Source organism: Bacillus sp. WC2507 (assembly GCF_052656125.1).
This window is the reverse complement of sequence record NZ_JBQXPN010000001.1, coordinates 3,823,163-3,847,195: the sequence shown is the minus strand read 5'-3', so window position 1 is coordinate 3,847,195 and position 24,033 is coordinate 3,823,163. Positions and strand designations below refer to the sequence as shown.

Sequence of the window (24,033 nt, the reverse complement as noted above, 5' to 3'; positions counted from 1 at the left end):
TATACTGATATAATTTTTATATCTATAAGTAAGTAGGAGTTTTTGTTGTGATATATGGATATTTCAATTGAAAAAGTGAAGCGGATTATATTTTGAAATAAGGACAGGAAAGCTTGAAAATAAAGGGAATGAAAATACTTCTTTACGATAGATAAATAGCTGTGTTTAAATGACCTTACAGTACAAAACTTACATGAAAACAAAACGAAATTTCATATTTGCTTACGTTATTTAGTTTAAAATGAATAATATTTTTATGTAATATATTCACTGTGTGAATGTGGAAATGGCTATGAAATAGAAATTTTATACAATGTTATTCATACTAATCACATATGAAATGTTTTAGAACAATAAGTGAGTACTGTAGCGATAAAAGTTGGGAGAGATGGTTCGTACATGAATCACGGTAAGAACGTTCTCTATTTTAACCATCTCAAATTACGTGCAAGAAAATAGAATAATAAAATGCGATAGTAATAGTTGCTAATACATAGGAGGAGTTAAAGTGAAAAAGACTTTAATTACAGGGTTATTGGTTACAGCAGTATCTACGAGTTGTTTTATTCCTGTAAGCGCTTACGCTAAGGGGGGGCAAACAGAAGTGAAAACAGTATATGCACAAAATGTAATTGCTCCAAATACATTATCCAATTCAATTAGAATGTTAGGATCACAGTCACCACTTATACAAGCATATGGACTAGTTATTTTACAACAGCCAGATATTAAGGTGAATGCGATGAGTAGTTTGACGAATCATCAAAAGTTTGCAAAGGCAAATGTACGAGAGTGGATTGATGAATATAATCCGAAGCTAATCGACTTAAATCAAGAGATGATGAGATATAGTACTAGATTTAATAGTTATTATAGTAAGCTCTATGAACTAGCAGGAAACATAAATGAAGATGAAAAGGCAAAAGCAGATTTTACAAGTGCATATGGAAAATTACAATTGCAAGTACAAAGCATCCAAGAGAGTATGGAGCAAGATTTATTAGAGTTAAATCGATTTAAAACGGTATTAGACAAAGATAGTAGCAACTTATCAATTAAAGCTGATGAAGCAATAAAAACACTGCAAGGATCAAGTGGAGATATTGTGAAATTAAGAGAAGATATTAAAAGAATTCAAGGGGAAATTCAAGCTGAATTAACGACTATTTTGAATAGGCCTCAAGAAATTATTAAAGGTTCTATTAATATTGGTAAACAAGTATTTACAATTACGAATCAAACTGCGCAGACGAAAACAATTGATTTCGTTTCTATCGGTACTTTAAGTAATGAAATTGTAAATGCTGCAGATAGTCAAACGAGAGAAGCAGCTCTTCGCATTCAGCAAAAGCAAAAAGAGCTACTACCACTTATTCAAAAGTTATCACAAACTGAAGCAGAGGCGACACAAATTACATTCGTTGAAGATCAAGTAAGTAGCTTTACAGAATTAATTGATCGTCAAATCTCAACTTTAGAAACGTTATTAACGGATTGGAAAGTTCTAAACAATAATATGATCCAAATTCAAAAGAGTGTTGAAGAAGGCACGTATACAGATAGTAGTTTACTTCAAAAACATTTCAATCAAATTAAAAAAGTAAGTGATGAAATGAATAAACAAACGAATCAATTTGAAGATTACGTTACAAACGTTGAAGTACATTAAAAATAAGTAACGATATAGGGAGAGAAGAAAAATGACAAAAAAACCTTATAAAGTAATGGCTCTATCAGCACTTATGGCAGTATTTGCAGCAGGGAACATTATGCCGGCTCATACGTATGCAGCTGAAAGTACAGTGAAACAAGCTCCAGTTCATGCTGTAGCAAAAGCTTATAATGACTATGAAGAATACTCATTAGGACCAGAAGGCCTAAAAGATGCAATGGAAAGAACAGGTTCAAACGCCTTAGTAATGGATCTGTACGCTTTAACAATTATTAAACAAGGGAATGTTAACTTTGGTAATGTATCGTCTGTTGATGCAGCTTTAAAAGGGAAAGTGATTCAGCACCAAGATACAGCTAGAGGAAATGCGAAGCAATGGTTAGATGTATTGAAACCACAGCTTATTTCAACGAATCAAAATATCATTAACTACAATACGAAATTCCAAAACTATTATGATACTTTAGTTGCTGCGGTAGATGCAAAAGATAAAGCAACTCTTACGAAAGGTTTAACTAGATTATCAAGTAGTATTAATGAAAATAAAGCACAAGTAGACCAATTAGTAGAAGATTTGAAGAAATTCCGAAATAAAATGACTTCGGATACGCAAAACTTCAAGGGTGATGCAAATCAAATCACATCTATTTTAGCTAGTCAAGATGCAGGGATTCCGCTATTGCAAAATCAAATTACAACGTACAATGAAGCAATTAGCAAATATAATGCAATTATTATCGGTTCATCTGTTGCGACAGCTTTAGGGCCAATTGCAATTATCGGTGGTGCAGTAGTTATTGCTACGGGAGCAGGAACACCGCTAGGAATCGCATTAATTGCAGGAGGCACAGCGGCTGTAGGCGGTGGTACAGCTGGTATCGTATTAGCGAAGAAAGAACTAGATAATGCACAGGCAGAAATTCAAAAAATAACAGGACAAGTTACAACTGCTCAATTAGAAGTAGCGGGATTAACGAACATTAAAACACAAACTGAGTATTTAACAAATACAATTGATACTGCAATTACAGCGTTGCAAAACATTTCAAATCAATGGTACACAATGGGATCAAAATACAATTCTCTACTTCAAAATGTAGATTCAATTAGTCCAAACGACCTTGTTTTCATTAAAGAAGATTTAAACATTGCGAAAGATAGCTGGAAAAACATTAAAGACTATGCAGAAAAGATTTATGCTGAAGATATTAAAGTAGTAGATACGAAAAAAGCATAATCGAATACGAATCGTTAGAGCGTTAAGTATTGATGAATGATTTGAAGCTCCTGTTCAGTTGTGAGCAGGAGCTTTTTATACCCTTATAAAGAAAATAGGTGAAAAGTATGCAAAAACGATTTTATAAAAAATGTCTATTAACGTTAATGATTGCTGGAGTGGCAACGAGTAACGCATTTCCTTTACATCCTTTTGCTGCAGAACAAAACGTAAAAACATTGCAAGAAAGTGCGAAAAATTATTCTCTAGGGCCAGCTGGATTCCAAGATGTTATGGCCCAAACGACATCGAGCATATTCGCAATGGATTCATATGCAAAATTAATTCAAAATCAGCAAGAAACTGATTTAAGTAAAATAAGTTCCATTAATAGTGAGTTTAAAGGAAATATGATTCAGCACCAAAGAGATGCAAAAACTAATGCAACGTATTGGTTAAATTATATGAAGCCTCAAATTATGAAAACAGATCAAAATATTATTAATTACAATAATACTTTTCAAGCGTATTATAATAGCATGCTAATAGCGATTGATCAAAAGGATAGCGGAAAATTAAAAGCAGATTTAGAAAAGTTGTATGCAGATATTGTAAAGAATCAAAATGAAGTAGATGTATTATTAGGGGATTTGAAAGCTTTTCGCGATAGAATGGCGAAAGACACAAATAGTTTTAAAGAAGATACAAATCAATTAACAGCGATATTGGCAAGTACGAATGCTGGCATTCCAGCTCTAGAGCAACAAATAAATACATATAACGATTCAATAAAAAAGAGTAATGATATGGTCATTGCTGGTGGTGTACTTTGCGTAGCGTTAATAACATGTCTTGCTGGCGGACCGATGATTGCCATTGCGAAAAAAGATATCGCAAATGCAGAAAGAGAAATAGCCAATTTAAAAGATAGAATTTCTGGCGCACAAGCAGAAGTTGCAATTTTGACTGATGTGAAAAATAAAACAACAAACATGACAGAAACAATTGATGCAGCAATTACAGCACTGCAAAATATATCAAATCAATGGTATACGGTAGGGGCAAAATACAATAATTTACTACAAAACGTAAAAGGAATCAGTCCTGAAGAATTTACCTTCATAAAAGAAGATTTAAATACAGCAAAAGATAGCTGGAAAGACGTAAAAGATTATACAGAAAAATTACATGAAGGCGTGGCGAAGTAAACAGTGGACTAGTTCCACTGTTTATTTTTTATTGCGTTTTTTGTGAGAGCTGAGCTTGTAATTATATATAAGTTTGTCATGTGTTTTATCAATGTAGCTTTGCGGTAATATTTCTGCATGAATAAAAAAACGCCTATGTTCAAGGAGGATATTTTTTACCCAAACCCCCGAAACAGGAGAATTAGCTTAATTCATTAGAATGTTATACATCATAGAAGTTAATGTATAATGATGGTGATATTGGTATTATTCTGCAAGAAGTTAGAGACAAATTAGTCGGAAAAGAATTTAAATCATTTGATGATTTTAGAGAGGAATTTTGGAAAACACTTGCTGATTCAAGTTATGCTGGAGAATTTAGTCCTATGGATATAAAACTTATGTAAAAAGGTAAGGCTCCTTACTCACCAAGAACGGAACATTATGGTAACTATAATAAATATATATTGCATCATAAACAGTCTATTGATAAAGGTGGAGATGTCTATAATCTAATGATTGTATCTCCTAAAATGCATCAAAATGTTTTAGATCCCGCATATTATTTCGGGAACAAAGGGTTATAAATTAAATGAAAGGATGAAAAATTTGATATGTAAATTGACGAAAACAGAACTGCTTGAGCTTGTAAAAAAAATTTATGATCTTGATTTACCTGAGGATGAACACAGTAACTATGTTCATCAATTTAATAACTCTGGTGTACCTCACCCTGCTCCAAGTGATTTGATTTTTTGGAATGATGAAGAATTGACTCCCGAAGAAGTAGTAGAAATAACATGGAATTACAAATAAAAACAAAAGTGGGATAAAACAGCTCCTTTATGATCCTGTATTATAACCAGAAAATCTATTTAAGATAGCTTTGCATATCCCCGGGGTACAGTTCAAGACGCTATAATTGGCGTCTTTTTTATTCATTAAATTACGTTTGAATCCAGTGCTCGAATTTTTTGCCAAAATCCTAAGTCTAATACATATCATAAAAACATTCAGTCCTTACTTTGTTTATCTCTAAACCAAATTTTCAATGATTGTTTTAAATAAATATGAAGTTTTCAAAAGAAACGTACGTTCTTATTTAGGTTGATATGATATACTAATAATGTAAATATATTCCGTATTTCTGTATCTGAAATTTCAGACATACGAGAGAGTGGTTATTATCATATATAAATGATATAACGATGAATTTATAAAAGAACTAGGGAGGCAGAGAAGATGGCAGTCAGTACATATCAGTTGTTTCAACATCTTAATATAACAGGGGAACAAGAAGAATTAGCGTTACGTTACTTGCAGACGAGAGATGAAGAAGTTTTAAAACATATAGAACAAACGACGATTCGTGACAATAAGCGTAGTGATTTTGCTTGGCAGTTTATGAGTGATTTTAGGAAAGCGTATAAGCAAGACGCAGGGTTTTTTCGGTTATTTTATTACTTGCTTGAAGATCAACTGTTGAACGTTCTTCTCGTGCGCTTTTCATATATGAGTTTTCCAGATATAAAAGTTTATTTTGAAAAAAGCGGTCTTTCATTTGATATTCTTGTAGAATTGGCGTGTAAGTATTTAACGAATCTTTCCCGTTCTGTAAATGAAGCGGATGTTTTTCTTAGAGAATTAATAAGGGAGAATCCAAAGTACATAGAAGAGCAGTTACAAGTTATAACAGGTCGACCAAAGATGGTTTTGCTTCTGCATATGCTAGATGCAGATTATGAGAGATTTCTTACGTACAGTTCTTTATTGGAGGAAGAACTGCAAGAGCATGCGGAGTTTATATTGAAGCTGGACGGGGCACAAGAAAAAATAGAATTGGCGAAAAGATACGTTCAAGGTGAATCTGTTAGTGAAGTTTCTGTTGGCTCATCTTTACCTGATGTGACCTGGCAGCTAGTATTTCGTGTTTATCAGCATTCAAATGTGGCAAGACGATATATTGACTTGTTAGCGAAACGTTCTGTTAAAAACTTTATGGATTATGCAACGAATCATGTGTGTCGTGTTCTTGATCAGTTTGGAAATCATGTAAGAACAAGGGATTTTGATAAACAAGCTTATGAAACTATTCGAAAATTGTGCGAACAATTCAGTGTTTCAGAGGAAAGATTTTTCGCATATCGTCTTACACGACGTCATTTAGGTGTCGTTAACTCCGACAAAGTATATGAATATCAATTATTGCTTCGGATGGTGGAAGAGCAGCCAGAATTTGTTCAGCGTACGCTGCAATATTTAAGTCAAATTCATTATCTTTTCGTGGCGATGCTTTTGGCGGAAAAAGGATACGAATTCAATCGAAACAGAGTACGTGAAGAATTTTTAGCGATTGCCCTTGAGTCGGAATCATCTGACATACGTGATACATATCGTGACTATTTAGTTGGGGAATTATCATTTGAAGATATGAAGCAAGTGCTCGAGAGTTCGAAGCAGCAAAATAATTACCGGGGAATATCTGTTTTAGCAATTGCACTCCTTTGGGATATAGAGGAAGCAGTAAAGAGGGAAGCAGCGCTCAAACTTCAATTTGGAAATGACTATAATTATAAATTATATGAACTTCTGCACCGGTGTTCTCATAAGGAAGGTTCGCTGGAACAAATGTTGGAAGATCTTCTATCCTACGGTTTATCGAAGGAGAAACTTGTTTATTATTCAGTTAAACAAGCTGCTCGGCACAGTGAGGAGGAAAATAAGGCGAAAGAAGCACTCGTTCGTTTATTTGTAAAAGAACAGGCATATGTGACAGAGACATTTACTGAGTATTCTGCAGATGAACGAATTTTCATTTTGGATGAGTTGGCAAAGAATGATACAGTTAAAACGCGTGCTATTCTTATTCAAAGTCTTGGAGATTCCTCTAAAAAAGTACGTGCTGCCGCAGTCGAGTTTCTTACAAAAGATGTGGAAGCTGCAGAGGATGTAGCGAAGGAATTGAATAGTAGAAAGAAAGTCGTACGCGAAAATGTAATGCAAACACTTTTATACTTTAAATCTGAAAAATATACACAACTTGTGCAAGAAGCTTTGCAAGAAAAGAAAAATGCTTCCTTGATGGAGAAGTTTGCTCCGCTGCTTGGCGATGAAGACCTAGAAGGAGTATCAGGAAGTATCGAAGCTTTTTGTACACGTATTTTAACACCACAAAAAAGAAACGCACTCGTGCAGTGGCTCGGATTTGAACCGCAAATTCGTCTTCGTGATTCCGATGTAATTGCAGATGCAACGCTTCCGCTTGCTTATTTTCAGCAGTATGTATCGGAGGCTGTAATTGAGAAAAAGGAAGCGGTGGAAGTGATAGGTGCAGCTTTAAATGAACAAGATTTGAAAGAAAATATACAAGCGATCTATCAGTTGTGGATTTCTCAAGGAGCGGAGGCGAAAAAGCGCGGTATTCTTTCGATGTATAGCATTCATAGTGATGATGAAATGGCGCTGCTGCTCAAAAAGCAGATTGATGAGTGGGCTGTTGGCATGCGCGGAGCTATCGCTGCAGCAGCTGTTCAGGCGTTGGCGTTGTCTTCGTCACATCTTGCACTTATGACGATTAATACTATAGCATTCAAATATAAACATAAACAGGTGCGTAATGCTGCGAAAGAAGCGTTGAGTCTCGCTGCTAAAACACGGGGTATAACAGAAGAAGAACTAGAGGATCAGCTTGTTCCGGACCTTGATTTTAATAAACGCGGTGAAAAGACAATTGATTACGGAAGTAGGATGTTTACTGCCTATTTAACGCCCAACCTGAAAATCGAGTTAAAAACAGAAGAAGGAAAACGAATAAAGTCGCTTCCGAAACCAAATGCAAAAGATCATGTGGAAAAAGCAGAAGAGGCTAAGGTGGAGTTATCATCTATAAAGAAACAGCTTCGAAGTATCATTAGTATGCAAACGCAACGTCTTGAAATGGCACTTTCTCTTAATCGTTATTGGTCGCAACATACATGGAAGTCTTTGTTTGTGGAAAATCCAATTATGCAGCAATTTGCTATCTCACTTATTTGGGGCGAGTATAAGGAAGGAAAGTTGCTTGCGACGTTTCGTTATATGGAAGACGGTACATTCAATACGGTTGACGAAGAAGAGCATGAACTTACGCCAGACACTGTTATCGGTCTGATCCATCCGCTAGAATTGTCCAAAGAGGAAAGGGAATTATGGAAGGAACAACTAGAAGATTATGAGGTTATCCAACCATTCCCGCAGATTGTTCGCGAAGTATTTCTGGCGGCGGAAGATGAGAAAGTAACTGTGGAAAGGTTTGGGGGCATTCAAATCAATGGTCGGTCGCTGTTTGGTAAGTTAACGAAGTACGGTTGGAATCGCGGATCAGTTGAAGATGCTGGTGTGTATTATTCTTTCTATAAAGAAGACGCTCGCACAGGGTTAGGGGCGGAGCTTGCATTTGAAGGCGCACCTGTTGGATATGAAGAAGAGGACGATGTATGCTTATTTGAAATTCAATTTTATAAAGCAGGCACAGTGAGCCGTGGTTCATACTCCTATGACGAAGTTGATGATGCAAGACGCATTGTGCCAAATCAAGTACCTAAACGATTTTTTAGCGAAATTTTATATGATATAAAACGGACGACAGAATCGAATCTTGGCCATGATGAAAACTGGCGCAGTAAGCGATAAGAAAGGAAATGACATATGCAGTCTATTAAACCATTAATGGAAGAATTGTATGAAATAGAATTGAATGCGTTAGAAGCGAATGATTCGTTTCCAAAACCACCTAATTGGCGATTGTCACCGCGTGCTGTTCGTACATTTATTATCGGACAAGAAGAACCGCTTCTTTTGGAAGGAGAAGAAGTGGAAATTAGCCGTAAGTTTTATGGGAATGATGCGCTTGTGGAACGAGCGATTGTTACATTAGCAGGGAATCGTGGACTTATGTTAATTGGAGAGCCTGGGACTGCAAAGACGATGCTGAGTGAGCTACTTACTGCCGCAATATGCAGAAATAGCCGTAACACTGTGCAAGGAACCGCCGCTACGATGGAAGATACAATTAAGTATTCGTGGAACTATGCACTTCTTCTTGCGAAAGGACCTGTAAGGGAGGCGCTTGTGCCAGGGCCTCTCTTCGTTGGGATGGAAAAAGGGATATTAACTAGATTTGAAGAGTTAACGCGTTGTCCACAGGAAGTGCAAGATTCATTGATCAGTGTTCTGAGCGATAAGGTGCTCAATATTCCGGAATTTGGAGAACAAGGAATTCTTACAGCAAAGCCTGGCTTCAATATTATTGCGACGGCTAACACATGCGATCGGGGTGTGAATGAGATGAGTAGTGCATTGAAACGTCGTTTTAATTTTGAAACGGTACATCCAATTCAAGATGTAAAACTTGAAGCAAAAATAATAGAGTCACAAGTAACGCGGTTATTAAGGGCATCAGGCATCAAACCAAAAGTGGATAAAACGGTTGTTCAGCTGTTAGCGACTGTTTTTCATGAACTTCGGGAAGGGGTAACTGCTGAAGGAAAACGAATTGATCAGCCATCTTCTGTTATGAGTACTGCAGAAGCGGTATCTGTATATTATCAAAGTGCAATGGATGCGTACTATTATGGAAGTGGAGAAGTGAAAATGGATGCGCTTGTTCGATATTTGTCAGGGACGATTGCGAAAGAAAACAAGGATGATTTAGAAAAGTTGCGCAGTTATTTTACAAGCATCGTTAAGGCGCGAGGTCAAATAGGAGGAGAGGTATGGAAGTCGTTTTTCGAAGCTCGCAATCAGCTGAAGTAAATGCATTGTTTCAAAGAGCTTACAATTTAGATCGGAACGTCGTATACGTGCCAATTCGCCATCATAGTCCCGCGTGCTCTTTTCATATACAAAAGATTGTTAAATGCTATAAACCAGATGCAATTCTTATAGAAGGCCCGATAGACTGTAACACACTTATTCCGCATATTGTGAGTGCAGATAGTAAAGCTCCGATTTGTATATATTGCAGTTATGATGATAAAACGAATGTGCTTGAAAGAGGAGAAAGTGGAAAGTACCGTGCGTACTATCCCTTTCTCGATTATTCGCCAGAACTTGTCGCGCTACGAAAAGGCGCTGCACAGAACATTCCTGTTTCATTTATTGATCTTCCTTATAAAGAATATTTGTTTTTAACGAAAAATAAGGAAGAGAATGGGAAACATGATGAGCAATATTTCTGGCATAGCCAATATGTCCGTATGCTTTCAGAAAAAACCGGGTGCCGAAATTTCCATGAGTTTTGGGAGAAATACTTTGAGTTGCAAGGCTTTCATATGACGAGCGAGGAGTTTGTCCGTCAGTTATTTCATTATTGTTATTATACACGCGCGGACTATACGCAGGGGATGTTGACAGAAGACGGTTGTGAAGCCAGGGAGATACATATGGCAAGAGAAATTGAAAAAGCGCGTAAAGTGTATGACAAGGTGCTCGTTATTACTGGAGGCTTTCATGTGAAAGGGCTTCTTGAATTGGAAGGGAAAAAGAAAAAATTGCCGAAAAGCCCGTTTCCTAAATTGTATGCTAAAAACTATCTTATGCCGTATTCCTTTTTGGAAAGTGATCAGATGGGTGGCTATGAGAGCGGAATGCCTGCACCTGCTTTTTACCAACATATTTGGGAGAACAGCGATGAATCGGTAGCTGAGCAATTTATGATACGAATTGCTAGACAGCTAAAGGTAGAAGGAATATCAATGGCAGATGAGATTGAGGCTGCACGAATGATACGTGAACTTGCACTGCTTCGTGGAAAGATGCAACCCGGATTGTATGAATTAATGGACGCAGTGCGCAGTACATTTGTGAAAGGTGAGATATTCTCGGCCAATAAGCCTTTAGCATTGCTTCAGAAGAGTTTGCAAGGGACAAAGCGTGGGGAATTGTCAAAAGAAGCAGATGTGCCGCCTCTCGTGCATGATTTTCGTGCTTCTGTTCGGTCGTTTCGTCTACCGGCCCGTTCAACTGTACCGCAGGAGACGATTCTTGACATATACAAGAAAGAAAGGCACTTGGGCTTAAGTCAATTTTTTCATTGCCTCGCTTTTTTAGGAGTTCCATTTTGTGAGAAGCTACGCGGTCCTAACTTAGCTAGAAAACAGAATATTAATCTTATGCGTGAAACTTGGAAATATCGTTTTTCAGCACAAGTAGAAAGTGCTCTGATTGATATATCTGTGTATGGCGGAACGGTGAAAGAAGCGGCGCAGGAAATGCTAAGAGCAAAGCTGCACAAGGCAAAGGGACGGGCTGGAGAGGTGTCCCTTTTATTGCTAGAAGCCTATTTAAGTGGTTTGTTTTCTGACTTTTCCATGTACACCCAATTTATAGATGAAGCTGTGCAAAAGGATGGAGATTTTGCTTCTATGGCAAATTGTGCTTATTATTTATCACAAATAGAAAAAGCAAATCAGCAGGCGGATTACGCTAGGAATAAAGCACTTTCGTTATTTTCTGTTCTAGATGGGGGCGAACCAGCAATTATTGCAGAAAAGCTTATCGATTTGTATACAATGAAGCCTACAGATCAGCAATTTATTGACGCATTGGAGCTTTATTTGCAAAAGGAAAAAAGAGAAAGCCAAGTAGAGGGAGCAGTATTTGGGCTGTTAACTTCTTTAGGAAAGCGGGAAATTGATGAGGTAATGCAAGTGGCAGAAGGGTATTTTTATGGAAGCGGTGATATGCAAAAGCAAGCTCCGATATTTTTGAAGGGTTTGTTTGCTGGCGCCAAAGATATCTTTTTATATAACGAATCGTTGCTTAGCGGAATGTCTCATGTTCTAGAAGAACTTGATGAAGAGATATTTCTACAAGTGTTGCCACATTTACGCCTCTTATTCAGTCAATTCACGCCGCTTGAAGTGGATACGATTGCTAGACAGATTTCCAAGTTATATGGCGCTACAGAAGAAGCGATAAAAGAAGAACCAATTTCCGAAGAGATGCTGATGTATGTAATGCAGTTAGATCGGAAAGCGAAGGGGATTTTAATAAGACGGGGGCTAGAAGATGGAGAATAACATTTCTTTAAATCGCTGGCGTCTTGTTCTTGGGAAACATGCGGATGATCAAATTACATTTCAGGAAGAAGAACCTGTATACAGAGAAATGGACGAGATGCTGGACTTTTTGTACGAGAGAGAACGCGGAGAAGAGCGCGGTGGATCCTTAGATCCCTCTCAGCTAACAGTGCCGACTTGGATTTCGAAAGTGCGGGAGTTATTTCCGAAAGAAACCATTGAAATTATGGAAAATCATGCGTTAGAGAAATATGAATTAACAGCTCTATTACAGGATAAGCAAACGCTTGAAAAAATGGAACCGAATATGAATTTATTAAAATGCATTTTACAATTTAAAGATTATGTAAAACCGGATGTATTAGACACAGCTAAACGCATTGTAGCGAAAGTCACTGAGGAGTTGCGTCGTAATTTAGAGCAAGAAGTGAAGCATGCATTAAGCGGTAGACCGGATCGAAATCGTTCTAGCCGCGTGCGCACGATGCGCAACTTTGATTTTAAGAAAACGATTCGAAAGAACTTAAAGCATTTTGACAAGGAAACAAACGCCATTCATATTGAAAAACCGTACTTTTACGCTGCCACTAAACATGTTAGCACATGGCGTGTAATCCTCGCAGTAGACGAGAGTGGAAGTATGATTGATTCTGTTATCCATAGCGCAGTTATGGCAGGTATTTTCGCAAGCTTACCGACGATTAAGACAGATTTGTTCATCTTTGATACAGCTGTTGTTGATTTAACGGATCGTATTGATGATCCGGTGGAAACGCTTATGAGTGTACAGCTTGGTGGAGGAACATATATTGCTCAGGCGCTGCGCTACGCAACGAATAAAATTGAGATGCCTCATAAAACAATTGTCGTGCTTGTAACGGATTTATATGAAGGTGGCAGTTACGCTGAAATGTACCGAGAAGCGATGAAGATTGTAGAATCAGGAGCAAAACTGATTGTGCTTACTTCTCTTGATCCGACTGCACAGCCTTTTTATGATAAACAGGCAGCAAAAAAAATGACAGCACTCGGTGCTCATGTAGCAGCATTAACACCAGGGAGGTTGGCGCAATGGATCGCAACAATCATTTCTTAAATGTTCTTTCCGCTATTGATGAAACATATTTAATCGCCATGTCCAACAAAGGAACATATAAGAGAGCAATGAAGGATTTGGCTGCTGCAACAAATATCAAAATAGATTTAGAAGAGGATGCAGCGCAAGTGCATCTTGATGATGAAACTACTGTAACGTTTACGGGAGATATACGCAGTTACTCCTGCACTTGTGAAGCGCGCTCGATTTGTAAGCATGTCATTATGGCTTTATTAGAAGCAAAGAAGATGTACGAAGGTAAAGAAAACATAAAAGTTGATTTCTCTGCCCTTTTGAATGTGAACGTTAGCAATATTGTCTCCGAAAAAATGTGGGCTGAAATGATGTTCCGCGAAACATTTCAGCAAAAGTTTGTTTTGGAAGAGGAGGGTGCTTTAATTGCCTCCTTTCCAGAAGAGGATATAACGGTTCGCTTTCTGACAGCTGAATCGATAGCTGATGCGATTTGTACATGTAAAGCAGAGGGAATATGCCGGCATAAGGCGGAAGCAATATATTGGTATCAAAAAGAGAGAGGAATTTCACATGAAACGAAACAGGTGCAATTTCTTATTATTGAGTCGGATAAGCTATCTATTTTCAAAGAGATGATTGAGCAAATTGTTCACTTTGGATTAACACGTCTTACAGAAAAAACAATCTATGAAATAGAACAACTTTCTGTAAAAGCGCGTTCTTTGAAACTAGCAAAGTTAGAAAATTTATTTCGTAAGCTAGGGACTGATATTAGGCTATACCGAATGAAACATGCATCTTTTCAAATGGCATCCTATCGGCAAACGCTGTCCGCGATTTATGAATACATTGTGTTGTTAGAAAATCACCGTCTGCAAGAGAGTCCGTATCGTTCGGAATATTATGAAGTTCCACCGCTAACTTTGCATGCCTTTGGCGCATTCGGCTGGAAAACGAAGTCCGGTTATGTTGGTGTGACATATTATTTCTATAATCGAGAACAGGAAAAGTGGATCACATACACACAGTCACGTCCCATGTTTTATGAAGGGAGCAACACAACTTCTGAAGACCTCCATGAAAAGCAAGTTCCATGGGGGATTGCAGGGAAGGGATACGAACTGTCTCGTTCATCTCTAGGGTTGAAATATGCAAAGCTTAACGCCGATTTCCAATTGTCATCTAGCTCACAGACAGTAGGGGAAGTAGACGGAAAAACAAATGTAACAGAGTGGCAATCGCTCTTTATAACCTCATGGGAAGAACTACTAAAAAAAGTAAAAGCGAACAGGTTAGAGGCAAGTAAACAAGGAGTCTTTTGTATCGAATTTGCTGAGATGGAAGAATGGGAGTTTCAGAAGCAAGAGCGAAAATGGATTATACCTCTTATTGATAAAAAGGGGAAAGTATTACAAATGCAAATGATGAAACAACCAGACAATGAGCGGACGATTCGACTTGTAAAAATATATTTGGACTCATTACATGTAAAGAGAATGCTAGTTCATCCTTATCAGGAAGGAACAAAGCTCGTAGTTACACCTGTTATTTTATATACAGAAGTAGGAGAAATTATAAATATTACACTTAATGAAGGGGAAACATTTTATGATAGAGTTAGTGCGCATAATCGATGAATTGGAACAAGCTCTAGATGAGATGCTTGTCTCAGGAGCAGGGACGGTACCTCCTTCTTTTTTTCAAGATATAAAACGAAAATGCGAAAAGTATGGTCTTTCTTATGCAGCCGCGCAACTACTTGTCATAGAGGAAGAACGAAACACGGCACGCTTTCTTCATAAAGAAGAAAAAGGGAAATTGACGGAAGCGTTTTGCAAGTTGCAGGAATATATTCAAGTTGTAAAGGCTGAAATGCTACATTTATAAAGATGTGATTGAATAGGAATTTAATTTATCGCGTATTAACGGGCAATAAAATTCCTACCTCAAGATTTAGAGAAGCGCAAGGAAGATAGGAACTGTCCGTAAAAGCTCGAATGCTTCAACTAATAATGAGTGGGGAATAAAGAATCCCCCACTCATTACAGTTTCGCTTTATTCATCATATTAGCAGTGGAGAACAAGTAATCGGAATACCCAAGCCTAGACACCCTGACTTTGAAGAAACTTTCTAAACACCTAATCAGTATTTATCGAAAGTCCTTTCGGATAAGAAACCTGTTGATTTGTTATTAAAATGATTATTAAGCCGTTGTAAACCAATATACGGAAAAATAACTTTCTTCCGTTTCCATAACAAAAAATTCATCATTCCATTCTGGTTCATAAGCATAAGCAATTCGGATTCCTTTAATAGGGAACTCGATAGGTTTAATAAGTGGGGCATATCTGTTTCTCAATTCTGTGAATTCTTCTTGGGATATTGTTTTCAGTTCTTCTTGTTCAGCTCTAAATTTTTGTTCGAATTCCCAAATAGGCATATCTTTAACGTGTTTTCCTTTATACCAAAACCAATGCGTATTTCTTCGTTCAATGAATTGGCATGTTGCTGCAAAATCTTCCAAGGTTTTAATCGTGTCGTAACTGTTTTTTCCTTTGCTATGTTCAAAAACATATATTGTCTCTTCACCACAGCTTGATAATTCATCATCTTCTATTACAAAATATTTCATATGTAACATCTCCTAGCTTCTTGTCTTGTAAATAATTAATCTTTTTCTATACCATATTGAACAAGAATAAAAACTAAAAAACTGTTTATGTAAGAATGGATACATTTTTGTTGGGGTTTTCTATATAAAATTATATATATGTTAGCTAGTTTAGCACATTATTAACGTAAGTGCGGATTATGATGAACTGGATAAAATTATTCACGATTTTAACTCATTGTAAAATATGGAATATCGTAAAAAACTTTTTGCAGACTTAAAGCTAATTTTGCACATAGAAGATTGTGGTATGGTTCACGTACTTATTGAAAAATATGGTAAGAGAAAGATGCATGAAGAAAAACTGAAATGGCTAATTCCGAGTGTTTTTGATCATTTCGAACTTAATTAAAGCTATTATAGAATGATTTCAGTTTGGTAATGGATTTTATGTAGCAAGTATATTCATCACGGTGTTTTAAATAAATTACATGATTAATAGATTGAAAATAAACATACTAAAATTAGTCAAGTAGTGTTAAAAAAACATTAGAAGTACTGAATTTGATACTTACTTAAAAATAACACTTTTGGAACAGTTTCACCATTCATTTAGATATTAACGGAATTATATATAATAAAAATTTTGTTAAAATACGTTATTATTCCTTGTGTAAAAGTAATTCATATAAAAGGAAAAAATTGAAAGGTAGGATCAAAATGATTAGTGGCTTAAAAAAAGCGGCCGTATCTTCATTAAAAGACAAATGGGGATTGGCGGTATTGTCATCGTTTCTTTATCATATTATTTCTAGGGTTTGTATGCTAATTATAGGATTTCCACTGTTGTTTCTTGGTATCTTATTAAGTGAAATAATGAATTCTAGTTTTTCCATTTCAGGAGACGAAAAGTTAAATGCAGCAGGTGCTTTTTCTTATTTACTTGTTTTTGTTGTTCTATTTATTTGTTTAATAGGTGCACAAGGCATTATGAATTATGGGTATCTTAAAGTTACATTGCGTTTAGCGAAAAAAGAATCTACTACAATTGGTGAGTTATTTGAAGGATTTCGAAAAAGTAATGTGTTTAGATCTATAAAGGTGACTACTTTAATGACTGTATACACACTTTTATGGAGTGTATTATTAATTGTACCAGGTATTATAAAATTTATCTCTTATTCTATGGCCTACTATATTTTATTAGATCATCCAGAATATACGGCGAGTGAAGCAATTAAAAAGAGTCAAGAACTGATGAAAGGACATAAATTAGATTTATTCCTACTATCGTTAAGTTTTATCGGATGGTTTATTTTAGGGGTTATCATCGGATTTTTCACATTTGGTATCCCGTTTCTTTGGATCTATCCATACTACATTACAACAGTATCGCATTTCTACTTGAAAATAGTGAATAGAGATACTGTTATGGAGGAAAAAAAGTTAACTGTTTGATTTTAATTTTGATTCGAAATATTGTATGTATCTTGATTTTATGACAAACACAAAGACTCCATTTTGAAAAAGGAATGATTAAAATGGAGTTCTTTCTTGAAAAGTGGTGTAATGATTTTATAAAAAAGTTTGATTGTTTTGTTATCTGTTATTTCACTGACACCCCCATAACTTTAAGTGCGCTTCTTCATAATCATAATAGTTGTAATCATTTTAATCATATATTCCCCATTCAAACAAAAAATAATGGCTATCAGATTGTCCGAATATGTAATCATAAACATATCCCTTTTGTACTTGTATTGTTTCAATATGATTCAATCTAATTAAGAGTTCTTTAATAACTTGTTCTGGTACATTCACATCAGCTAAATCCCTTTTAAATCTACTTATAAAATCATTTTTGTTTAATAACTCTAAGCTATTACATGCTCTTGAATAGTATGCGTTAATCCAGAAATCTTTTAGTGCGGTTAGCCATTGTTTATCTGAAGGGTCTGGTTCATCAATAATATCCCATTCCTCTCCATCGAACAATTCTTTTTTAAATAGTGCAGAAAATGCCTCTTGAATAGTATCAAATTGATTTTTTCTGGCAAATATTAAGTCTACTTGCTTCACATATTTATCTTTGAATTCGTATACATCGAATGATAAATTTGATAATCTTACTTTTGCGATCTGTCTGGCAAATAAATTGAGATCATCAAACAATTTTTGAATTTCTTTATTCATCATAATCCTCACCCCTTTTTTTAGAGTTCTGGTATCTTAATTATTGATATTTAATTAATCCGTGTTGTTGGTCCACTAAGAAAAAATGAAGTGTAAGTAATTCTTTAATTGAAAGAGACAAAATATCGTAAATTTATTTTAAAAACACAAATACAACTTTTCAGTCTACAACTATTTTTTAACAGTCTAATACTTTATTCTATAGTCTAAAACATTTTTTAAATGAAATAAATATTAGATCCTTTTTTATTTGTAATACCGGCAAGATCTACTTTATTGGAGCATTTATGGGAGTAAAACATCGCTTAAACGCTAAATATTACAGAGTAAATAAGGGGGAATCTGGAGGGAAAACATTTTCTATAAACTTTATACACGTTATCATATTTTCAGCAAGTCAATGAAGAAAAAGTCAGAAGAGTTAAAAGAATTATCTAAACTTTAATTAGAGTTGATGGAAAAATAAGTAGGTTATAGTGTGGACAAAAAGATTTCCCAGTATAATATAATGTAGGTAAAGTGATGATTTATGTAAAAGATGGGGTGGAAATCATACAAGGCGGTTTAGATAAAGGTGAAAAAATAGAAGTTGGTATAGGTAGTGAAAGGTAAGAGACAGCTTCTAAGTTAATAGATGCAGCAAACAAAGAAGCAAAAAAATCTAAGTAACCTAACTGTAGGGAAGTGTGATATATCTACAGACTATCCTATAATTAGTGCAACAAAAATACAGTTAAAGAGGTAATAGTAAGGGAACTCAATTTAAGTAGCTGTAGAATATAAAAGTTTTATACTAGATTTAAGTATAGAGTTATAAAGTAAATTATCTACAGAAAAATTTTATGAATTCTAAAGTTTAATGCATGATAAAAATCCAGTTCAAAGCTTTTTGATTTCACATATATTCTAAAAAATAACTATTACCAACCTACTAAAACAGAGGTAGCACCACATCGCTATCAAGCTAAGAAAAGCAAATAGCCCCTTTAAGTTGATTGGCATTAGCAATACTCCAAACTGGATAGTATAATTATTTATAATAACAACTAAGACAAACAAACAGATTTTAGTTGAAGAACAAGTCATAATAAAAGGCTGTTTAATATATTAAATAGTTTATGTTCTTTTGTTTTTCTAAATTTAATAGCTAAGAAGAAAATAGGAATTAGAGGAGGGGGAACATTGAGATTTTTTACGATATTTGCATCAAGGAATGATACAAGTGATGTAGAAGGTTTCATTACTCAAGTTTTCAAAAATGGGTTCAAGGTTGACCGCAATAAAAATGAATATACCATTCAATCGAAAAGACTATTTGGCAAAAATAAAATTATTATTCGGGTGGATTCTGAAGAATCATCTCCTGATTATTTTTCCAATAATATTCCTGGAATGATGCACATGTACGATCAAATTGAATTTCAAGAAGAACATCTTAAGAGGAAGGTTTTGGCACAGATTTCTGTAATTAATACCATAATCGCTATAGAGACGAAGAAGGATTATAGTGATGAATATGTGGAGCTGTTTCTTAAATTACTTAATCAGGTAAACGGTATTGGTTTTATCCCTGATCGAACGCTCATCGGGAATGATGGAAAAGTAATTGTATTTCCGGATGGATCCTCTGGTCCTTCAGAATTTACTCCTCAAGCATGTACGAACAAAATAATGGGACAGAATAGTACTTCTACCGATGGGGAGAAAAGAAAACAGAAATCGATAAGCTACCTGCAAGATAAAGGGATTCCATATATCGAAGGATTGCCTCAATTGCCTCCTTTGGCAAGTATTCAGTTAAGAAATCGAGAAGAGATTACGAAGAGAGCGGTAGCTTTGTTGATTGTCATACAATATGCTTGTGATGTTGCCCAAGAAGGAGATTTGGAAAATTCCAAAGAGTTTGTCATGGGGCTGCTGAACAAATTTGATGTGGTTGAATCATTAACGAGGCAGGAAAGAAATTTCCTAACTTCAGAGCAACCTGACGCGAAAGAAGCGATACAGATTGCATGGCAGTATGAAGCCCAATGGGTTTTACTTTGGTCAATTGGTCTCGTGAATACACTGAAATTTCCAAAAGAAATCTGTGACTGTCATTATGCAATTAAACTTGTTTCTGGTTGTAGTTCTTTTAATGAATTTTATCAACAAACAAGATTGCGAAGTGCAGAAGAGATTTTGGATGAGGCCGACCTCATTTATCGGCTTCATTGGGCTTGTGTACATGATAGAATTAATGAGAAAGAAGCAACTGCAGGTATGCAGGAAAGTATTGTTATTGAAAGACGAAGGGGCTTGTTTTGGTTAATCAATTATAAAAATGAAGATTGGGATTGCATCTCCATGGATACATAATCTATATTCTTTGTTCTTTGTTCTGTAGAGCTTTTGTATTTTAGATAATAAAATTATTGCTTCATCAGTTCAATCTCTTACAGAAAAACGGATGGAAATTCCATAGGTATGAGAAAAAACAGTTTTTAATATCCTAGGCCTCATATACAACTTTTCTATGTTAAATCACTTGATTCGTACATTTTGAACGGATTTGTTATCGTTACTGCAGAAAAAGCATGAATTAAATATTAATCGATGTACATGTTTCAAGCGTATCTATATTGAGTTTGTAAATCTACACAATAAGTTACCTTGTATATAATAAGTGTAGTAGAAGTTCAGTTAGATAAAATTCGGTAGTCGAATTTTTTTGCATAAAGCTGTATAATGCTTGTAACGAAAAGGAAATACAGGAAAGGATATGTAATGAGTTACTATGGATAAAGATAAACAACAATTAAGCGTTGAAGTTGCAAGGTTATATTATCAATCAGATTATAGTCAGCAAGAAATTGCTAATAAATTAAATATTTCAAGACCGACTATCTCTAGATTATTAAAGTACGCGAAAGAAAAAGGATTTGTTCAAATTAGCATAGCCGATCCATTTGCTGATTTAGATAACGTTGGAAATTTACTGAAAGAAAAGTACAACTTGTTAGAGGCGCATGTCGTTTTTTCACCAGTGCCAGAATATGCAACGATTACAGAGTATATTAGTAAATATGCAGCTGAGTATATGGAAAAGACGGTTAAAAACGGTGATATCGTTGGTGTAAGCTGGGGAATGACGATGTATGAAATCGCTAGAAAAATCGTACCGCAACATGTAAAAGGTGTAGAAGTTGTCCAGTTAAAAGGTGGTATTAGTCATTCTAGTGTAAATACATATGCGAATGAGACCATTGCTTTATTTGCAGATGCTTTTCAAACGACGCCAAGAAATCTACCCCTTCCAGTTATATTTGATAATGCAGTGACAAAAGAATTAGTAGAGCAGGATCGACATATTCATCACATTATTGAAATGGGGAAACAAGCGAATATTGCAGTGTTCACTGTAGGAACAGTGCGAGACGAAGCGCTATTATTCCGATTAGGTTATTTCGATATGGATGAAACGAGTTTACTCAAAAAACAATCGGTCGGTGACATTTGTTCACGTTTCTTTGATGGAGACGGAAATATTAGTAGCGAAGAGATTAATCAGCGTACAATTGGAATTGAGTTAGAGGAACTGAAATTAAAGAAACGCTCTATTTTAGTTGCAGGTGGTAATAGAAAAATAAAAGCAATTGATGGTGCGTTACGTGGCGGGTATGCAAATGTATTAATTATCGATCAGCATACAGCTAAAGAACTGTTACATTATCAAAAAGGTTAGAAATAAAAGGCTTTCTCAAGATATTAATTTTGAGAAAGCCTTTTATTTTGTTATGTATGAATTATGGAGTGTTTTTTGAATACAAATTGCCTTTTTAAAAATAATTATGGATATTGAGATACATACTACCATTGTTAATATAAAAGTTTTGTTTTTATATATGAAGTGTTTCTTAGTTAGAATGCGCTTTATTTACTACAAGAAAATTACTTTTGAAAAAGGATGAACAAAATTTCAAAAGTGTATTTACATTTGTTCAACTAAGAGTTAGAATGAAGTTGTTAAAAGATATGAGGAGTGAAGATAATGAACATTGCAAAGTTAATTGACCATACAATTTTAAAAGCTAATTCTACAAAAGAAGATGTTATGAAAGTAATCGAAGAAGCAAAGGAATATAAATTCGCTTCTGTTTGTATTAACCCTACATGGGTAAAGCTAGCTGCTGAAGAATTAGCTGGACATGATGTAGACGTTTGTACTGTAATCGGTTTCCCATTAGGAGCAAGCACTACTGAAACAAAAGCATTTGAAACAAAAGATGCTATCGCAAAAGGTGCAACTGAAGTTGATATGGTAATCAACGTAGGCGCTTTAAAAGATGGCGACAACGAACTTGTTGAAAAAGACATTTATGAAGTAGTACAAGCAGCAAAAGGAAAAGCTCTTGTAAAAGTAATCATTGAAACTTGCCTATTAACAGATGAAGAGAAAGTACGCGCTTGTGAATTATCAGTAAAAGCCGGTGCTGATTTCGTAAAAACTTCAACTGGATTCTCAACTGGCGGAGCAACTGCTGAAGATATCGCATTAATGCGCAAAACAGTTGGACCAAACGTTGGTGTAAAAGCATCTGGTGGCGTTCGTACACGTGAAGATGCAGACAAAATGGTAGCTGCTGGAGCTTCTCGCGTTGGAGCAAGTGCTAGTGTTGCAATCGTATTAAATGATGCAAAAGGTGCTACAGATAACTACTAATCATTAATAAAGTTAAGAGCAATAGATACACAAAGTAAAGTGTATCTATTGCTTTAACAATTGAAAAGAATGTAAGCGGATACGAATGGGAGGAAACGGCTTATGAAATACTTAATCGGTATTTTTGGCCTCGTATTGATTTTAGGTATCGCTTGGCTTGCTAGTAATGATAGAAAGAAAGTCAAATATCGCCCAATCATAACGATGGTTATATTACAATTCATTTTGGGGTTTTTATTATTAAATACAAGTGTAGGGAATATATTAATTAGCGGAATAGCAGATGGTTTTGGAGAGCTATTAAAATATGCCGCTGACGGTGTGAATTTCGTATTTGGTGGATTAGTAAATCAAAAAGAGTTTTCATTCTTTTTAAGTGTATTAATGCCAATAGTATTTATATCAGCATTAATCGGTATTTTGCAACACATTAAAGTATTACCTATTATTGTGAAATCTATCGGTCTAGCATTAAGTAAAGTAAATGGAATGGGGAAACTAGAATCATATAACGCTGTTGCTTCTGCGATTTTAGGACAATCTGAAGTGTTTATTTCAGTTAAGAAACAACTAGGATTATTGCCAGAGAAAAGAATGTATACATTATGTGCATCTGCAATGTCTACCGTTTCAATGTCTATCGTTGGATCATATATGGTGTTATTAAAACCGCAATATGTTGTAACCGCTTTAGTGCTTAACTTATTCGGTGGTTTTATTATCGCTTCTATCATTAACCCTTATGAAGTTACTGAAGAAGAAGATATGTTAGAAGTACAAGAAGAAGAGAAAAAGACTTTCTTTGAAGTATTAGGGGAATACATTATAGATGGATTTAAAGTTGCGATTACAGTAGCAGCTATGTTAGTCGGTTTCGTTGCTCTTATCGCATTCATTAATGCAGTATTTAAAGGTGTAATCGGTATTTCATTCCAAGAAATTCTTGGTTATGTATTTGCACCATTTGCATTTATTATGGGTGTACCTTGGCATGAAGCAGTTAATGCTGGAAATATTATGGCAACAAAATTAGTATCAAATGAATTTGTCGCTATGACAGATTTAGCACAAGGAAACTTTAATTTCTCAGATAGAACGACAGCGATTATATCTGTATTCTTAGTTTCATTTGCAAACTTCTCTTCAATTGGAATTATTGCAGGGGCAGTTAAGAGCTTAAATGAAAAGCAAGGGAATGTAGTCGCAAGATTTGGTTTGAAATTACTTTTCGGTGCAACATTAGTAAGTTTCTTATCAGCAACAATCGTAGGCTTATTATTTTAATAGATTCATATCATATAAAAAGGAATGGTGATTGT

17 protein-coding genes and 1 pseudogene are annotated in these 24,033 nt (G+C 35.3%); 16 read left to right on the top strand and 2 right to left on the bottom strand.

Annotated features, from left to right (window positions below; genetic code table 11):
• Positions 1 to 508 precede the first annotated feature (508 nt).
• The 11 genes and pseudogenes from nheA to ACUN28_RS20245 all read left to right on the top strand — a co-directional run bounded on the left by nheA (position 509) and on the right by ACUN28_RS20245 (position 15,094).
• A complete protein-coding gene (nheA, locus tag ACUN28_RS20295) occupies positions 509 to 1,669 on the top strand; it encodes a non-hemolytic enterotoxin NHE subunit A (protein WP_016088379.1) in 1,161 nt (386 codons plus the stop codon).
• Between the two features lie 31 nt (positions 1,670 to 1,700).
• The gene (gene nheB, locus ACUN28_RS20290) at positions 1,701 to 2,909 is read left to right on the top strand and encodes a non-hemolytic enterotoxin NHE subunit B (RefSeq protein WP_016088378.1); all 1,209 of its coding nucleotides are present in this window, start codon (positions 1,701 to 1,703) and stop codon (positions 2,907 to 2,909) included.
• A 107-nt stretch (positions 2,910 to 3,016) separates the two neighbouring features.
• Positions 3,017 to 4,096 (top strand): non-hemolytic enterotoxin NHE subunit C, encoded by a 1,080-nt coding sequence (nheC, locus tag ACUN28_RS20285; RefSeq protein WP_016088377.1) that lies wholly within the window; start codon positions 3,017 to 3,019, stop codon positions 4,094 to 4,096.
• A gap of 215 nt (positions 4,097 to 4,311) precedes the next feature.
• Positions 4,312 to 4,662 (top strand): annotated as a pseudogene (locus ACUN28_RS20280) (WXG100 family type VII secretion target); the annotation flags it as partial.
• 22 nt (positions 4,663 to 4,684) lie between these two features.
• Entirely contained in the window at positions 4,685 to 4,891 is a 207-nt protein-coding gene (locus tag ACUN28_RS20275) for a bacteriocin immunity protein (protein WP_016088376.1), read from the top strand.
• 426 nt (positions 4,892 to 5,317) lie between these two features.
• The gene (locus tag ACUN28_RS20270) at positions 5,318 to 8,746 is read left to right on the top strand and encodes a DUF4132 domain-containing protein (RefSeq protein WP_016088375.1); all 3,429 of its coding nucleotides are present in this window, start codon (positions 5,318 to 5,320) and stop codon (positions 8,744 to 8,746) included.
• 15 nt (positions 8,747 to 8,761) lie between these two features.
• Complete coding sequence (locus ACUN28_RS20265; protein ID WP_098405407.1) at positions 8,762 to 9,868, top strand: ATP-binding protein; 1,107 nt, start codon at positions 8,762 to 8,764, stop codon at positions 9,866 to 9,868.
• Positions 9,829 to 12,135 carry a DUF5682 family protein gene (locus ACUN28_RS20260; RefSeq protein ID WP_016088373.1) on the top strand — a complete coding sequence of 769 codons (2,307 nt, stop codon included), beginning with the start codon at positions 9,829 to 9,831 and terminating at the stop codon, positions 12,133 to 12,135. Before ACUN28_RS20265 ends, ACUN28_RS20260 begins: the two co-directional genes overlap by 40 nt.
• The gene (locus ACUN28_RS20255) at positions 12,125 to 13,231 is read left to right on the top strand and encodes a VWA domain-containing protein (protein WP_016088372.1); all 1,107 of its coding nucleotides are present in this window, start codon (positions 12,125 to 12,127) and stop codon (positions 13,229 to 13,231) included. The genes ACUN28_RS20260 and ACUN28_RS20255 overlap by 11 nt, the downstream gene beginning before the upstream one ends.
• Positions 13,207 to 14,844: an SWIM zinc finger family protein gene (locus ACUN28_RS20250; protein ID WP_016088371.1), complete on the top strand. Its 1,638-nt coding sequence runs from the start codon at positions 13,207 to 13,209 to the stop codon at positions 14,842 to 14,844. The genes ACUN28_RS20255 and ACUN28_RS20250 overlap by 25 nt, the downstream gene beginning before the upstream one ends.
• Positions 14,816 to 15,094 carry a hypothetical protein gene (locus ACUN28_RS20245; protein ID WP_016088370.1) on the top strand — a complete coding sequence of 93 codons (279 nt, stop codon included), beginning with the start codon at positions 14,816 to 14,818 and terminating at the stop codon, positions 15,092 to 15,094. Before ACUN28_RS20250 ends, ACUN28_RS20245 begins: the two co-directional genes overlap by 29 nt.
• Before the next feature lie 317 nt (positions 15,095 to 15,411).
• On the opposite strand, the gene ACUN28_RS20240 is transcribed toward ACUN28_RS20245, so the two are convergent.
• Positions 15,412 to 15,840 (bottom strand): hypothetical protein, encoded by a 429-nt coding sequence (locus ACUN28_RS20240; protein WP_000873462.1) that lies wholly within the window; start codon positions 15,838 to 15,840, stop codon positions 15,412 to 15,414.
• Positions 15,841 to 16,539: 699 nt separating this feature from the next.
• On the opposite strand from ACUN28_RS20240, the gene ACUN28_RS20235 reads away from it, so the two are divergent.
• Positions 16,540 to 17,277, top strand: coding sequence for a DUF975 family protein (locus ACUN28_RS20235; protein ID WP_016088369.1), 738 nt, complete (start codon positions 16,540 to 16,542; stop codon positions 17,275 to 17,277).
• 213 nt (positions 17,278 to 17,490) lie between these two features.
• On the opposite strand, the gene ACUN28_RS20230 is transcribed toward ACUN28_RS20235, so the two are convergent.
• Positions 17,491 to 18,012, bottom strand: coding sequence for a hypothetical protein (locus ACUN28_RS20230; protein ID WP_016088368.1), 522 nt, complete (start codon positions 18,010 to 18,012; stop codon positions 17,491 to 17,493).
• A gap of 1,182 nt (positions 18,013 to 19,194) precedes the next feature.
• Here ACUN28_RS20230 and ACUN28_RS20225 point away from each other — a divergent pair.
• From ACUN28_RS20225 to ACUN28_RS20210, 4 genes are all read left to right on the top strand, one after another.
• A complete protein-coding gene (locus tag ACUN28_RS20225) occupies positions 19,195 to 20,370 on the top strand; it encodes a DUF4272 domain-containing protein (protein WP_016088366.1) in 1,176 nt (391 codons plus the stop codon).
• A 418-nt stretch (positions 20,371 to 20,788) separates the two neighbouring features.
• The gene (locus ACUN28_RS20220; protein ID WP_016088365.1) at positions 20,789 to 21,736 is read left to right on the top strand and encodes a sugar-binding transcriptional regulator; all 948 of its coding nucleotides are present in this window, start codon (positions 20,789 to 20,791) and stop codon (positions 21,734 to 21,736) included.
• Positions 21,737 to 22,042: 306 nt separating this feature from the next.
• The gene (deoC, locus tag ACUN28_RS20215) at positions 22,043 to 22,714 is read left to right on the top strand and encodes a deoxyribose-phosphate aldolase (protein ID WP_016088364.1); all 672 of its coding nucleotides are present in this window, start codon (positions 22,043 to 22,045) and stop codon (positions 22,712 to 22,714) included.
• Positions 22,715 to 22,816: 102 nt separating this feature from the next.
• Positions 22,817 to 23,998 (top strand): NupC/NupG family nucleoside CNT transporter, encoded by a 1,182-nt coding sequence (locus ACUN28_RS20210; RefSeq protein WP_000876170.1) that lies wholly within the window; start codon positions 22,817 to 22,819, stop codon positions 23,996 to 23,998.
• Positions 23,999 to 24,033 lie beyond the last annotated feature (35 nt).